Source organism: Streptomyces sp. NPDC026206, from assembly GCF_040638465.1.
Lineage (GTDB): Bacteria > Actinomycetota > Actinomycetes > Streptomycetales > Streptomycetaceae > Streptomyces.
Window position 1 is genome coordinate 311,165 of record NZ_JBEZYL010000001.1, and the last position, 14,088, is coordinate 325,252.

13 protein-coding genes are annotated in these 14,088 nt (G+C 70.7%); 6 read left to right on the forward strand and 7 right to left on the reverse strand.

From position 1 onward, the window contains the following. Positions 1–113: 113 nt before the first annotated feature. Complete coding sequence (locus AB0F13_RS01465; RefSeq protein WP_362073292.1) at positions 114–1,094, forward strand: ATP-binding cassette domain-containing protein; 981 nt, start codon at positions 114–116, stop codon at positions 1,092–1,094. After that, on the forward strand, positions 1,091–1,951 hold the full coding sequence (locus AB0F13_RS01470; protein ID WP_362073295.1) for an ABC transporter permease: 861 nt from the start codon (positions 1,091–1,093) through the stop codon (positions 1,949–1,951). Before AB0F13_RS01465 ends, AB0F13_RS01470 begins: the two co-directional genes overlap by 4 nt. Positions 1,952–2,068: 117 nt before the next feature. Here the strand turns inward: AB0F13_RS01470 and greA are convergent, their stop codons facing one another. Beyond that, the gene (gene greA, locus AB0F13_RS01475) at positions 2,069–2,566 is read right to left on the reverse strand and encodes a transcription elongation factor GreA (RefSeq protein ID WP_362073298.1); all 498 of its coding nucleotides are present in this window, start codon (positions 2,564–2,566) and stop codon (positions 2,069–2,071) included. Between the two features lie 211 nt (positions 2,567–2,777). Beyond that, a complete protein-coding gene (locus tag AB0F13_RS01480; protein WP_362073301.1) occupies positions 2,778–3,191 on the reverse strand; it encodes a DUF4307 domain-containing protein in 414 nt (137 codons plus the stop codon). Positions 3,192–3,325: 134 nt separating this feature from the next. On the opposite strand from AB0F13_RS01480, the gene mca reads away from it, so the two are divergent. From mca to AB0F13_RS01495, 3 genes are all read left to right on the forward strand, one after another. Beyond that, a complete protein-coding gene (gene mca, locus AB0F13_RS01485) occupies positions 3,326–4,195 on the forward strand; it encodes a mycothiol conjugate amidase Mca (RefSeq protein ID WP_362073304.1) in 870 nt (289 codons plus the stop codon). Positions 4,196–4,202: 7 nt separating this feature from the next. Beyond that, positions 4,203–4,436 (forward strand): hypothetical protein, encoded by a 234-nt coding sequence (locus AB0F13_RS01490; RefSeq protein WP_362074435.1) that lies wholly within the window; start codon positions 4,203–4,205, stop codon positions 4,434–4,436. Between the two features lie 299 nt (positions 4,437–4,735). Continuing rightward, positions 4,736–6,763, forward strand: a complete 2,028-nt coding sequence (locus tag AB0F13_RS01495; RefSeq protein ID WP_362073306.1) for a thioredoxin domain-containing protein — start codon at positions 4,736–4,738, stop codon at positions 6,761–6,763. A 70-nt stretch (positions 6,764–6,833) separates the two neighbouring features. On the opposite strand, the gene AB0F13_RS01500 is transcribed toward AB0F13_RS01495, so the two are convergent. Then, a complete protein-coding gene (locus AB0F13_RS01500; protein ID WP_362073309.1) occupies positions 6,834–7,466 on the reverse strand; it encodes a TetR family transcriptional regulator in 633 nt (210 codons plus the stop codon). A 323-nt stretch (positions 7,467–7,789) separates the two neighbouring features. After that, entirely contained in the window at positions 7,790–8,524 is a 735-nt protein-coding gene (locus AB0F13_RS01505; RefSeq protein WP_362073312.1) for a hemolysin III family protein, read from the reverse strand. A 273-nt stretch (positions 8,525–8,797) separates the two neighbouring features. Here AB0F13_RS01505 and AB0F13_RS01510 point away from each other — a divergent pair, with 273 nt between their 5' ends. After that, the gene (locus AB0F13_RS01510; RefSeq protein ID WP_362073315.1) at positions 8,798–10,627 is read left to right on the forward strand and encodes a phosphoenolpyruvate carboxykinase (GTP); all 1,830 of its coding nucleotides are present in this window, start codon (positions 8,798–8,800) and stop codon (positions 10,625–10,627) included. Between the two features lie 78 nt (positions 10,628–10,705). Here AB0F13_RS01510 and AB0F13_RS01515 read toward each other — a convergent pair whose 3' ends face one another. From AB0F13_RS01515 to AB0F13_RS01525, 3 genes are all read right to left on the reverse strand, one after another. After that, entirely contained in the window at positions 10,706–11,089 is a 384-nt protein-coding gene (locus AB0F13_RS01515) for a hypothetical protein (protein WP_362073318.1), read from the reverse strand. 55 nt (positions 11,090–11,144) lie between these two features. After that, complete coding sequence (locus tag AB0F13_RS01520) at positions 11,145–12,353, reverse strand: pyridoxal phosphate-dependent aminotransferase (protein ID WP_362074438.1); 1,209 nt, start codon at positions 12,351–12,353, stop codon at positions 11,145–11,147. Between the two features lie 76 nt (positions 12,354–12,429). Then, entirely contained in the window at positions 12,430–14,034 is a 1,605-nt protein-coding gene (locus tag AB0F13_RS01525) for a D-aminoacylase (protein ID WP_362073321.1), read from the reverse strand. Positions 14,035–14,088 lie beyond the last annotated feature (54 nt).

A 14,088-nucleotide genomic window follows, 5' to 3' on the forward strand; every position in this document is an offset into this window, starting at 1 on the left:
GCCGGCCGACGATTTTCCCCGTACGTTTCCTGGTCGATTCATTCACGGGGCGGGATGGGCCCGGTGAACGTAAAATCGTGTATTACGTCACCTTTAAAACGGGGAGAACCTCCATGCCAGGCGCGATATACGCCGAAGGCCTGGTCAAGACCTTCGGCGACGTCACGGCTCTGGACGGCGTCGATCTCGACGTCCCGGAAGGAACCGTTCTAGGACTGCTCGGCCCCAATGGCGCGGGCAAGACCACCGCCGTGCGCGTCCTCACCACCCTCATCAAGCCCGACCGCGGCAAGGCCGTGGTCGCGGGCATCGACGTCCTGAAGAAACCCAACGAGGTCCGCCACTCCATCGGCCTGTCCGGCCAGTTCGCCGCCGTCGATGAATATCTGACGGGGCGTGAGAACCTGCGGATGGTCGGCCGGCTCTACCAGATGAGCGCGCGCGACGCGAAGGCCAGGGCCGGGGAGCTGCTGGAGCGCTTCAACCTCGCCGATGCCGCCGACCGGTCCGCCCGGACGTACTCCGGCGGCATGCGCCGCCGCCTCGACCTCGCCGCCGCCCTCGTCGTCAGCCCGCCCGTGATGTTCATGGACGAGCCGACCACGGGCCTGGACCCGCGCAACCGCCAGCAGTTGTGGGAGGTCATCCAGGAACTCGTCGCCGGCGGCACGACCCTGCTGCTCACCACCCAGTACCTGGAGGAGGCCGACCACCTCGCGCACGACATCTGCGTGATCGACCACGGCAGGGTCATCGCCCGGGGCACCTCCGACCAGCTCAAGGCGCGCACCGGAGGGGAGCGCGTCGAGCTCGTCGTGCACGAACGCGAGCACATCGCCCCGGCGCTCGAAGTCATGCGTGCCTTCGGCAAGGGCGGGTCCACCGTCGAGGAGCACACCCGCAAGGTCATCGTCCCGGTCTCCGGCGGCGCCAAGCTGCTCGCCGAGGTCATCCGCGAACTGGACACCCGTGGCATCGAGATCGACGACATCGGCCTGCGCCGCCCGACGCTGGACGACGTCTTCATCTCCCTCACCGGGCACGTCGCCGAGGCCCGCGACGAGAGCCGCGAGCAGGAAGGGGCCACCCCATGAGCGCGGCCCAGGGCATCCTCTCCCGGCGACCGGTCCCCAAGGGGCGCGGCGGCGCGGTCCAGTCCGTCCGTGACTCCCTGGTCGTCGCCCAGCGCAATCTGATCCGCATGATCCGCATCCCCGAAGTGGTGATCTTCGGGCTGATCCAGCCGATCATGTTCGTGGTGCTGTTCAGCTACGTCTTCGGCGGCTCGATCGCCGTGGGCGGCAGCACCGACCCGGACATCTACCGGCAGTTCCTGATGGCGGGCATCTTCGCGCAGACCGTCACCTTCGCCACGGCCGGCGCGGGCGCGGGCATCGCCGACGACATGCACAAGGGCCTGATCGACCGCTTCCGTTCCCTGCCCATGGCACGCGGGGCCGTCCTCACCGGCCGTACGCTCGCCGATCTCGTCCAGACCGCACTCACCCTCGTGGTCCTCGCAGTCGTCGCGGTGATCGTCGGCTGGCGCATCCACAACGGCATCTGGCGGGCACTGGCGGGCTTCGCCCTGCTGCTCCTGCTCGGCTACGCCTTCTCGTGGATCGGCGCCCTGATCGGGCTGTCGGTGCGCACCCCGGAGGCGGCGACGTCGGGCGGCCTCATCTGGCTCTTCCCGCTGACCTTCATCTCCAACGCCTTCGTGCCCTCCGACAACATGCCGGTGGTGCTGCGCAACATCGCGGAGTGGAACCCCTTCAGTGCCACCGTCCAGGCGGCGCGGCAGCTCTTCGGCAATTTTCCCGAGGGCTATCCCGTGCCGGCCGCGTGGCCGATGCAGCACCCGGTGTGGGCGTCGCTGATCTGGTCGGTGGTGATCATCGTGGGCTTCCGGTCACTGGCGGTGCGCAAGTACCGCTCGGCGACGGCCTGAGGCGGGAGGAGGCCTGACGCGGACGCGGGAGGAGGCCTGACGCGGACGCGGACGCGGGAGAGCCCCGGACCCGTACGGGTCCGGGGCTCTCCCGCAGGACGCGCGGTGCGGCAGTCCTCAGGCCTGGTAGGGCTTGGCGTCCAGGATGCGGACCTTGGCCTTGCGGCCGTTCGGCAGCTCGTACTCGGCGTCCTCGCCGATCTTCTTGCCGCTCACGCCCCTGCCCAGCGGGGACTGGGGGGAGTACGTCTCGATGTCCGAGCTGGCGTACTCACGGGAGGCGAGCAGGAAGTCGAGCGTGTCGTCGGGGTCGCCGTCGAAGGCGATGGTGACGACCATGCCCGGCGCCACCGCGCCGTCCGCCGCGGGGGCCTCGCCGACCTTGGCGGCCTCCAGCAGCTGCGTGAGCTGGCGGACGCGGAGCTCCTGCTTGCCCTGCTCCTCCTTGGCCGCGTGGTAACCGCCGTTCTCTCGCAGGTCACCTTCCTCGCGGGCCGCCGCGATCTTTGCGGCGATCTCGGTGCGAGCGGGACCAGACAGGTACTCCAGCTCGGCCCTGAGCTGGTCGTACGCCTCCTGAGTCAGCCAGGTGACGTTGTCGCTGGTCTGGGTCACAGGTGCTCCTCGTCGGTACTGGGGAATGCTTGGGGTACATCGCGATAACAAATGAACGCCCTACTCAGAAGGGTGCACCTTCAAAGCGGGGCGAAACCACGAGCCTAACAATTACGTCCGTAAAGGGGGAAGAAGTAAAGGGGAGAAACCGCACAAGAATCACGTCAACGCAGGTCAGCGGCGGATCGGTCGCTCCGGCTGCGGCGGCGGGTCAGCCGCGGGAGGCGGCCCGGCAGCCCTCGAGCTCCGTGGCGGAGGCCCGGCCCGTCGTACGGACGGTGACCAGCTCCGTGAAGTGACCCTCGCGGCGGTCGAAGGTCACGTCCTTGCGTGCCACCTCGCCCCCGTCCTCGCCCAGCGAGCGCAGCGTGCACACGCCGGTGGCGTCCTTCTCCTTACGGATCTCCAGAACCGCCTGCACCGTGTCGTCCGAGACGGTCTTCGAGCGCACGAGCTGACCGCTGACGTCCGACGTGGTGATGTAGTGCACACCGGCCCAGGCGACGAATCCCGCCAGCGCCGCTCCCAGCACCACGGCGAGGATCTTCAGCTTGCGGTCGGCGCGCTCGTCCGCCGAGCGGCCGTAGCGCCCCTCGGGCAGGGCGGCCCCGCGCTCCGCAGCCATGATCGTTCCTCCTGGTCGGCCCTGCAGGGTCTTGTTCGCGGACGCGGAATGAATCGGCGCCCGCTTCGGTCACTATAGGAGGCGCCCCAGGAGACCGATAAGAGGGGCCATGACCAGTGACTGAGGATCGAGCCTTGACTGAGCAGCTGCGAATGATGGCCGTTCACGCCCACCCCGACGACGAGTCGAGCAAGGGCGCGGCCACGATGGCCAAGTACGTGTCCGAGGGGGTGGACGTGCTGGTCGCCACCTGCACGGGTGGTGAGCGTGGCTCCATCCTCAACCCCAAGCTCCAGGGAGACCCCTATATCGAGGAGCACATCCACGAGGTCCGCGCCAAGGAGATGGCCGAGGCCCGCGACATCCTCGGCGTCAAGCAGGAGTGGCTGGGCTTCGTCGACTCCGGGCTCCCCGAGGGCGACCCGCTGCCCCCGCTTCCGGAGGGCTGCTTCGCGCTCATGGACGTCGACGAGGCGGCCGGGGCACTGGTGAAGCTGATCCGCGAGTTCAAGCCGCACGTGATCACCACGTACGACGAGAACGGCGGCTACCCGCACCCCGACCACATCATGACCCACCAGGTCTCGATGGTGGCCTTCGACGCCGCGGGCGACCCCGAGCGCTATCCCGAGGCCGGCGAGCCCTGGCAGCCGCAGAAGCTCTACTACAACCAGGGCTTCAACCGGCAGCGCACCCAGGCCCTGCACGACGCCCTGCTGGAGCGGGGCATGGAGTCCCCCTACGGCGAGTGGCTGGAGCGCTGGAACGAGATGGGGCGGGTCCGCACGCTGACCACGTTCGTCCCGTGCGCGGACTTCTTCGAGATCCGCGACAAGGCCTTGATCGCCCACGCCACGCAGATCGACCCGGACGGCGGCTGGTTCCGGGTGCCGCTGGACCTCCAGCGCGAGGTCTGGCCCACCGAGGAGTACGAGCTGGCGAAGTCCCTCGTCGACACTTCCCTCCCCGAGAGCGACCTCTTCGCGGGCATCCGCAACAATTGACCCCATGATGAGCGCGACCGCTTCCCTCGCCGCCACCCACCTGGTGCCGCTCGCCAAGGACCTCGACCAGAACAAGGTCACCCCTGGTGTGCTCGGCTTCATTGTCTTCGCCGTCATCGGCGGGGCCGTCTGGCTGTTGATGAAGAGCATGAACAAGCACATGAAGAAGGTGAACTTCGAGGAGGCGCCCGACGCCTCCGGCGAGCAGCCGGCGGGGAAGACGGGCGGGACCACGGCGTAGGTTTCGCGGTCTTCGCTCCGAGGACCGCCGCCGGGGGATCCTCTCCCCGGCCCTGCCCCTTCCCGCCACCGCCGGGCAACCCCAAGGCCCCGGACGGGGCTGACGCATCAGCCGCCCGTCCGGTGCTTGAGGACGCCGCGCGCAGCGCGCTCCGGGGGCCGGGGCGCAGCTCCGCCATGCGGCGGAGCCGCACACCGGGTGCAGCGGGAAGGGATGGGACGGGGGAAGATCCCCCGGACACGGACCGGCGGCGGCGCCCGGATCGCCCCGGGACCGCCCTCGTGGGGAAGGATGGGGCCATGCCCAACCGCCTGGCGCACGAGACGTCTCCCTACCTCCTCCAGCACGCCGACAACCCCGTCGACTGGTGGCCCTGGTCGCCCGAGGCCTTCGCCGAGGCCCGGCGGCGGGGCGTGCCGGTGGTGCTGAGCGTGGGCTACTCGAGCTGTCACTGGTGTCATGTCATGGCACACGAGTCCTTCGAGGACGAGCCGACCGCCGCCTACCTCAACGAGCACTTCGTCTCCGTCAAGGTCGACCGCGAGGAGCGGCCGGACATCGACGCCGTGTACATGGAGGCCGTCCAGGCCGCCACCGGCCAGGGCGGCTGGCCCATGACGGTCTTCCTCACCCCCGACGCCGAGCCCTTCTACTTCGGCACCTACTTCCCGCCCGGGCCCCGGCACGGCATGCCCGGCTTCCGGCAGGTGCTGGAGGGCATCCGCGCCGCGTGGCGCGACCGGCGGGAGGAGGTGGGCGACGTCGCGGGGCGGATCGTGCGCGAGCTGGCCGACCGGACGCTGACGGTCGACACCACGCGGCCCCCCGGCCCCGAGGACGTGCACGCCGCGCTGCTGGCGCTGACCCGGGAGTTCGACGCGGTGCGCGGCGGCTTCGGCGGTGCGCCGAAGTTCCCGCCGTCCATGACGGTGGAGTTCCTGCTGCGGCATCACGTCCGTACGGGCTCGGAGGCGGCCCTGGAGATGGCGGCGGCCACGTGCGAGGCCATGGCCCGGGGCGGCATCTACGACCAGCTCGGCGGCGGCTTCGCGCGCTATTCGGTGGACGCCGGGTGGGTGGTGCCCCACTTCGAGAAGATGCTCTACGACAACGCCCTGCTGTGCCGGGTCTACGCCCATCTGTGGCGGGCCACGGGCTCGGAGCTCGCCCGGCGCGTCGCCCTGGAGACGGCGGACTTCATGGTCCGCGAACTGCGCACGGGCCAGGGCGGCTTCGCCTCGGCGCTCGACGCCGACAGCGACGACGGGAGCGGCCGGCACGTCGAGGGCGCGTACTACGTGTGGACGCCGCGGCAGCTGCGGGAGGTGCTGGGCGAGGCGGACGCGGCCGTGGCGGAGGTCCACTTCGGCGTGACCGAGGAGGGCACCTTCGAGGAGGGCGCCTCCGTGCTGCAGCTGCCCGACACCGAACAGCTGTGGGACGCCGGGAAGACCGCCTCCGTGCGGGACCGGCTGCTGGCCGCACGCGAGCAGCGGCCCCGCCCCGGGCGGGACGACAAGGTCGTGGCGGCCTGGAACGGGCTGGCCGTCGCCGCGCTCGCCGAGACCGGCGCGTACTTCGACCGCCCGGACCTGGTCCAGGCCGCCACGGACGCCGCCGACCTGCTGGTGCGTACCCACATGGACTGGCACGCCCGGCTGTTCCGCACCTCGCTGGACGGCGTCGCGGGTGCTCACGCGGGCGTCCTGGAGGACTACGCGGACGTCGCCGAGGGCTTCCTGGCGCTGTCCGCCGTCACCGGCGAAGGCGTGTGGGTCGACTTCGCGGGGCTGCTCCTGGACACCGTCCTGACCCACTTCACCGGCGTCGACGGGGCGCTCTTCGACACCGCCGACGACGCCGAGGCCCTCATCCGCCGCCCCCAGGACCCCACCGACAACGCCACCCCCTCCGGCTGGACGGCGGCGGCCGGTGCCCTGCTGTCGTACGCCGCGTACACCGGCAGCGCCGCGCACCGGGAGGCGGCGGAGAAGGCACTGGGCGTCGTACGGACGCTCGGCCCGAAGGCGCCGCGGTTCATCAGCTGGGGGCTGGCGACGGCGGAGGCCCTGCTCGACGGGCCGCGCGAGGTCGCGGTCGTCGGCCCGGCCGACCACCCGGTCACCCGCAGGCTGCACCAGACCGCGCTGCTGTCGACGGCCCCCGGGCTGGTGGTCGCGGTCGGCGAGCCGGGCGCGGAGGAGGTTCCGCTCCTGCACGGCCGCACGCTGCTCGACGGGCACCCGGCCGCCTACGTGTGCCGCAACTTCACCTGCGACATGCCGACGACCGACGCGAAGGCGCTGGCGGCGAAGCTGGGCGGCTGAGCCCGCGGGCGCGGGTCCGGCTGGGACGGGGTGCTGCTCGGAGGGGGGCTTTGCCCGGAAGGGATCCGGCTCAGAGGGTGAGGCCGCGGGCCAGTACGCCCAGGGTGCGGTCGATCAGCGCCAGGGGGTCCTCGCTCTGCCCCTGTTCGACCCAGTGCATCATCGCCTCCTGCATCGCCCCGAGGACGGCGGCGACGGCCACCCGCAGCTCCAGGTCGTGCGGTGAGCGGCCCGTGCGCTCGGCCAGGACGCCGCAGAGCATGCGGCCGGACTGCGCCATGCCCTCCGCCGACCGGCCGCGCAGCGCCGGTACTTCGTGCACCAGCCTGCTGCGCTGCCTGAGCTCGGCGATGTCGGTGTCGATGAAGTGGCGCAGGGCGTCCAGGACGCCCTGCCGGATGGACTCCAGCGGCGGCTCGTCCGCGGGGCGGGCCCGGATCGCGGCCTCCATCAGCGGGTCGTAGTCGTCGCTCAGCACGATGTCCTCCTTGGTGGGGAAGTAACGGAAGACGGTGCTGGGGGAGACGTCCGCGGCCTCGGCGATCCGGTCCACGGGCGTGGCGTCGTAGCCCTGGTCCGCGAAGAGGCGGTAGGCGGCGCTGCGGATCGCCCGGCGGGTCTGGATCTTCTTCCGCTCGCGCAGGCCGAGCCTGGGCTCGGGCTGCTCGGTGGGGGAGGTCTGTGCTGAGGCCATGCCCAGCATTCTCGGTCATCCGCCCGGGCCCGGGACCTGCCGGATTCTTGATGCCACACTGACTGTCAGTGCAGTGTGTGACGCTGTGTGCGGGGCAGGGAACGATCAGTGAATGATCGGAGGTAGTCATGAGGGGTGCCGCTGTGAACGCTGTGGCCGTGCTGGTGGCGGGGCTGTGCGTCGGGGGCTATGTGGCGGTCGGGGAAATGGCCGTGCTGGCCGTGGTGCTGGCCGGGGTGGCCACGCTGGCGTGCCGGGTGGCCGCGGCGTCGAGGCCGCGGCCACCGAGGGCGGGGGTGCGGGCGGGGGCGGTGCTCCCGGCGCGAGGGGCGTCAGGCGTGCGAATAGGCCACCAGCGAGATGCCCACGTAGTGCGTGATGAAGGCCGCCAGGGTGAGGGTATGGAAGACCTCGTGGAAGCCGAACCACCGAGGTGAGGGGTTGGGGCGCTTGATCCCGTAGATCACGCCGCCCGCGGAGTACAGCAGGCCGCCGACGATCACCAGGACGAGGACGGCCACGCCGCCCTTGCGCAGGAAGTCGGGCAGGAAGAAGACGGCGGCCCAGCCCATGGCGATGTAGCAGGGGGTGTAGAGCCAGCGCGGCGCGCCGACCCAGAAGACGCGGAAGGCGATGCCCGCGATGGCCGCCGCCCAGACCGCCCACAGCAGCAGCTGCCCTCTGCTGCCGGGGACGAGCAGCATCGTCAGCGGGGTGTAGGTGCCCGCGATGATCAGAAAGATGTTCGCGTGGTCCAGGCGCCGCAACACCGCGGTCGTCCGGGGACTCCAGTCACCGCGGTGGTAGAGCGCGCTGATGCCGAAGAGCAGACAGGCGGTGAGCACGAAGATCGCACAGGCGACCCGACCCCGGGTGCTGTCGGCCAGTGCGGTCAGGAAGACGCCGGCGATGAGCACGGCCGGGAACATTCCGGCGTGCAGCCAGCCGCGCAGCCGCGGCTTGATCGCGGCCGGGACGGGGGAGGAGTTGACGTCGGGAGATGCGGCGGTCGCGGCCGCGGCGGAAGCGGAGGGCGCGATTCGCGCTGCGTCGGGCGCGGGAGTCATGCCCGCAATGCTACCTACGCCACCGTAGGTTACGGGTCGGTATCGCGTGGCGATGGTCACGGGAGCGCCCCCTGGACAGATGGGATGATGAGTCGGATGATCAAATGAGTGCGGGCGGCACCGGATGAGCGGTCACGAAGCGTCTGGGTCGCAGCCCCCAAGGGGCATACATGTGCAGAGGCGGATCCATACCGGGGCATACCCGTTGGATATGGTCCGTTCCACCCTCAATATCTGACGCCGGGCAGCGGGTTCCGGCGGGACGGAGCGATCGTGGCGCGCAGTAGTGCGGCTCCCACCACCCCCACCAACCACCAGGAGCTGATCTCCTGGGTCGACGAGATCGCCGCCCTCACCCAGCCGGACCGCATCGTCTGGTGCGACGGCTCCGAGGGCGAGTACGAGCGCCTGTGCGAGGAGCTCGTCGCCAAGGGCACCTTCCGCAAGCTCGACCCGGTCAAGCGCCCCAACTCGTACTACGCCGCCTCCGACCCCAGCGACGTGGCGCGCGTCGAGGACCGCACCTTCATCTGCTCCGAGAAGGAGGAGGACGCGGGCCCGACCAACCACTGGAAGGCCCCCGCCGAGATGCGGGAGGTCTTTACGGGCAAGGACGGCGACGGGGGTATCTTCCGTGGCTCGATGCGCGGCCGCACCATGTACGTCGTGCCCTTCTGCATGGGCCCGCTCGGCTCCTCGCTGTCCGCGATCGGCGTCGAGATCACCGACTCCGCCTACGTCGCCGTCTCGATGCGCACCATGACCCGCATGGGCCGGGCCGTCCTCGACGAGCTCGGCACCGACGGGTTCTTCGTCAAGGCCGTCCACACCCTCGGTGCCCCGCTGGCCGAGGGCGAGGCCGACGTCCCGTGGCCGTGCAACAGCACCAAGTACATCTCGCACTTCCCCGAGGACCGCGAGATCTGGTCCTACGGCTCCGGCTACGGCGGCAACGCCCTGCTGGGCAAGAAGTGCTACGCCCTGCGCATCGCCTCGGTGATGGCGCGGGACGAGGGCTGGCTCGCCGAGCACATGCTCATCCTCAAGCTCACCCCGCCGCAGGGCGAGCCCAAGTACGTCGCCGCCGCCTTCCCGAGCGCCTGCGGCAAGACCAACCTCGCCATGCTGGAGCCCACGGTCTCCGGCTGGACCGTCGAGACCATCGGCGACGACATCGCCTGGATGCGCTTCGGCGCGGACGGCCGCCTCTACGCCATCAACCCCGAGGCCGGCTTCTTCGGCGTCGCGCCCGGCACCGGCGAGCACACCAACGCCAACGCCATGAAGACGCTGTGGGGCAACGCCGTCTTCACCAACGTCGCCCTCACCGACGACAACGACGTGTGGTGGGAGGGCATGACCGAGGAGACCCCGGCCCACCTCACGGACTGGAAGGGCAACGACTGGACCCCCGCGTCCGGCACCCCGGCCGCCCACCCCAACGCCCGCTTCACCGTCCCGGCCTCGCAGTGCCCGATCGCCGCGCCCGAGTGGGAGGATCCCAGGGGCGTGCCGATCTCGGCCATCCTCTTCGGCGGCCGCCGCGCCTCGGCCGTGCCGCTGGTGACCGAGTCCTTCGACTGGCAGCACGGCGTCTTCCTCGGCGCGAACGTCGCCTCCGAGAAGACCGCGGCCGCCGAGGGCAAGGTCGGCGAGCTGCGCCGCGACCCCTTCGCGATGCTGCCGTTCTGCGGCTACAACATGGGCGACTACATGGCCCACTGGATCAAGGTCGGTCAGAGTGCCGACAAGGACAAGCTGCCGAAGATCTACTACGTCAACTGGTTCCGCAAGAACGACGAGGGCAAGTTCGTCTGGCCGGGCTTCGGCGAGAACAGCCGCGTCCTGAAGTGGATCGTCGAGCGCCTGGACGGCAAGGCCGAGGGCGTCGAGACGCCGATCGGCATCCTGCCGACGCGCGCCGCGCTCGACACCGAGGGGCTCGACCTGCCGGAGAAGGACCTGGAGTTCCTGCTCAAGGTCGACGCCGAGGTCTGGCGCGAGGAGGCGGCGCTGGTGCCGGAGCACCTCAACACCTTCGGTGAGCACACCCCGAAGGAGCTGTGGGACGAGTACCGGGCGCTGGTCGAGCGGCTGGGCTGACGTTGCGTGGGCGGGGCGGGGATTTTGCCCCTGCCCCGCCACCGAGCTTGAGGACCGGGGTCCGGGGCGGAGCCCCGGTTACGGGAAGAGGAAACCCGCGTGGGCGTGCATGCGCTCCGACGCCAGGGCCGCGCCCGCCACGTCGCCGCGTTGCGTCGCGACGACCAGGGCCTGGCCCGCCAGCATGTGGGCGCGCTGGTGCAGAGCGGTGATACGGGCGGGGGTCGCGGCCCCCGTCGTCGGGACGGCCCGCACCGGCGAGTGACCCTGCAGGCGCTCCACCCGCACGGCCAGCCGCGCCGCCGCATCGTCCAGCTCAGCCGACGGCGTCAGCACACGAAGCTCATCCGTCACGGTCAGCAGCGCCGTGAAGTGCCCGGCGAGCCGGATCTCCAGCTCCTCCTGGCGCGAGCGATGTGGGCCGTGTGCGTGGACCGATGTGGTGCGGACCGGTTCGTACATGGATGGCCTCCTGAGTTACCTCTGAAGGCCATCCTAACTTGGACAACGTCTAAAGTTATTGGCCGTAGCCGTCCAGGAAGTTCCCGATCCGGGTCACGGCCTCCGCCAGATCCTTGGCGTTGGGCAGCGTGACCAGGCGGAAGTGATCCGGCTCCGGCCAGTTGAAGCCCGTGCCGTGCACGACCATGATCTTCTCGGCGCGGAGCAGGTCCAGCACCATCTGCCGGTCGTCCTTGATCTTGTAGACCTTCGGGTCGAGCCGCGGGAAGGCGTACAGCGCGCCCTTGGGCTTCACGCACGTCACGCCCGGGATCTGCGTCAGCAGCTCGTGCGCGACGTCGCGCTGCTCCAGCAGCCGGCCGCCCGGCAGCACCAGGTCGTTGATCGTCTGCCGCCCGCCGAGGGCGGTGGCCACCGCGTACTGCGCCGGCATGTTGGCGCACAGGCGCATGTTGGCCAGGATCGTCAGGCCCTCGATGTAGCTGTCGGCGTGGGCCTTCGGCCCGCAGACCGCCAGCCAGCCGCTGCGGTAACCGGCCACGCGGTAGGCCTTGGACAGGCCGTTGAAGGTCAGCGTCAGCAGGTCCGGGGCGATGGCGGCGGTCGGGGTGTGGGTCACGCCATCGTAGAGGATCTTGTCGTAGATCTCGTCGGAGCAGACGATCAGGTTGTGGCGGCGGGCGATCTCGGTCAGCCCGCGCAGCATCTCGTCGTCGTAGACCGCACCCGTGGGGTTGTTCGGGTTGATGATGACGATGGCCTTGGTGCGGTCGGTGACCTTGCGCTCGATGTCGGCCAGGTCCGGCATCCAGTCCGCCTGCTCGTCGCAGCGGTAGTGCACGGCCGTGCCGCCCGCGAGCGATACGGACGCCGTCCACAGCGGATAGTCCGGCGCCGGGACGAGGACCTCGTCGCCGTCGTCGAGCAGTGCCTGCATCGACATCTGGATCAGCTCCGAGACGCCGTTGCCGAGGTAGATGTCCTCGACGGACAGCTCGATGCCCTTGGTCTCGTAGTGCTGCACCACCGCGCGCCGTGCGGACGGCAGCCCCTTGGCGTCGCCGTAGCCGTGCGCGTCGCCGACGTTGCGCAGCATGTCCTCGAGGATCTCCGGCGGGCACTCGAACCCGAAGATCGCGGGGTTGCCCGTGTTCAGCTTGAGGATGCGGTGACCTGCCGCCTCCAGCCGCATGGCCTCCTCGAGCACCGGGCCACGGATTTCGTAGCAGACGTTGGCGAGCTTCGTTGACTGGATCACCTGCATGACGGCCACCATACGGGGACGCTCCTCGCCCCGCGCGCCCTTTGCCGGCCCGCCGGCACCGCCCGCGCGGGGTCGTTCAGGCGACGGGAGTACGCCGGACCGTGCGGCCCGCCAGTACGTCCGTCCGGCGCCCGTCTTCCATCACAAAGCGTCCGGCAATCAGGACATAAGGAATGCCGGTCGGAAGGCGCCGCGGGGCTTCGAAAGTGGCACCGGCGGCCACCGTCCGTGGATCGAAGAGCACGAGGTCGGCGCGGTATCCCTCGCGTACGAGGCCCCGGTCGGGCAGCCGCAACCGGGCCGCGGGACGGGACGTGAGATGCGCCACGCACTCCTCCAGGGAGAACATCCCCAGCTCACGTGCGTACCGCCCCAGGTAGTGCGGAAACGTGCCAAAGGCGCGGGGGTGCGGCTTCGCGCCGTGCAGGATGCCGTCGCTGCCGCCGGTGTGGACGTGATGCCGCATGATCGTGCGGACGTTCTCCTCGTGACCCACGTGCTGGAGGACCGTCGGCCCCAGCCGGTCCCCGATCAGCAGCCGCCGGGCCAGTGCCCACGGCTCCTCGCCGCGCGCCCGGGCACAGCGGGCGACGCTCGTGCCCACGTGGCCCGCGAAGCCGGGACCGGCCACGCCGGAGATCTCGATCGCCTCCCAGTCGACGGGCACGCCGTGGTAGCCGTCCGCGCCCTCCACCTCCATGGCGTAGCGGATCCGCTCGGCAGTCGCGTCGTCCTGCAGCCGCGCCAGCACCGCCTCCGGGCCGCCCTCGCACGCCCACCCCGGCAGCATCGCGACGAGCGTGGTGCAGCCCGGGGTGTAGGGGTAGGTGTCGAGGGAGATGTCGGCGCCGTCCGCGAGCGCGGCGTCCAGCAGCGCCAGCAGCTCGGGGGCGCGCCCGGCGTTGACTGGGAAGTTCATGACGGCGTGCGCCAGGTGCAGGGCGCAGCCCGCCGCGCGCGCCAGACCGATCACCTCCTCGTACGCGGCCAGGGCGCCCGCCCCGTACGAGCGGTGGTGCGGGCAGTAGTAGCCGCCGTGGCGGGCCACGACCCGGCACAGCTCGGTCAGCTCGGCCTCGTCGGCGTACATCCCGGGCGTATAGGTGAGCCCGGAGGACAGCCCCACCGCCCCCTGCTCCAGCCCCTCGGCCACCAGCCGCTTCATCCGCCCCAGCTCGGCGGCCGTGGCCGGGCGGTCCTCCCAGCCGACGGCGAGCATCCGGACCGTCCCCTGGGGGACGAGATAGGCGGCGTTGACCGCGATGCCCTGCCGGTCGAGGCGGTCCAGGTACTCGCCGACGGTGCGCCAGCCGAAGTCGATCCCGTGGCCGTCGCCGTTCCAGCCGGTGATCTGGGTGCGTACCTCGGCCAGGGTGCGGTCGTCGACCGGCGCGTACGACAGGCCGTCCTGACCGATGACCTCCAGCGTCACGCCCTGTGCGGCCTTCGCGGTGTGCGCGGGGTCGGTGAGGAGGGCGAGGTCGCTGTGGGCGTGCATGTCGATGAAACCGGGGGCCAGGGCGAGGCCGTGGGCGTCGAGGGTGCGTCTGCCTGCGGGGCGCCGGCCGTTGCCCGGGCGATGGATCCCGCAGATCCGGCCGCCGGACAAGGCGACGTCGGCGCGGTAGGAGGGGGCGCCGGTGCCGTCGATGACGCGTACGTCGCGTAACACGGTGTCCATGGGTGGGGGTTGTTCCCCTCCCTGCCCCTTCCCGAAACCGGAGGCAGGCCCCCG

Coding starts and splice junctions, on each gene's coding strand:
- AB0F13_RS01500 (WP_362073309.1), bottom strand. CDS start 7,466: ATGCTGGGCATGGCCTCAGCACAGACCTCCCCCACCGAGCAGCCCGAG.
- AB0F13_RS01505 (WP_362073312.1), bottom strand. CDS start 8,524: ATGACTCCCGCGCCCGACGCAGCGCGAATCGCGCCCTCCGCTTCCGCC.
- AB0F13_RS01520 (WP_362074438.1), bottom strand. CDS start 12,353: ATGCAGGTGATCCAGTCAACGAAGCTCGCCAACGTCTGCTACGAAATC.
- AB0F13_RS01495 (WP_362073306.1), top strand. CDS start 4,736: ATGCCCAACCGCCTGGCGCACGAGACGTCTCCCTACCTCCTCCAGCAC.
- AB0F13_RS01480 (WP_362073301.1), bottom strand. CDS start 3,191: ATGGCTGCGGAGCGCGGGGCCGCCCTGCCCGAGGGGCGCTACGGCCGC.
- AB0F13_RS01525 (WP_362073321.1), bottom strand. CDS start 14,034: ATGGACACCGTGTTACGCGACGTACGCGTCATCGACGGCACCGGCGCC.
- AB0F13_RS01470 (WP_362073295.1), top strand. CDS start 1,091: ATGAGCGCGGCCCAGGGCATCCTCTCCCGGCGACCGGTCCCCAAGGGG.
- AB0F13_RS01490 (WP_362074435.1), top strand. CDS start 4,203: ATGAGCGCGACCGCTTCCCTCGCCGCCACCCACCTGGTGCCGCTCGCC.
- AB0F13_RS01465 (WP_362073292.1), top strand. CDS start 114: ATGCCAGGCGCGATATACGCCGAAGGCCTGGTCAAGACCTTCGGCGAC.
- AB0F13_RS01515 (WP_362073318.1), bottom strand. CDS start 11,089: ATGTACGAACCGGTCCGCACCACATCGGTCCACGCACACGGCCCACAT.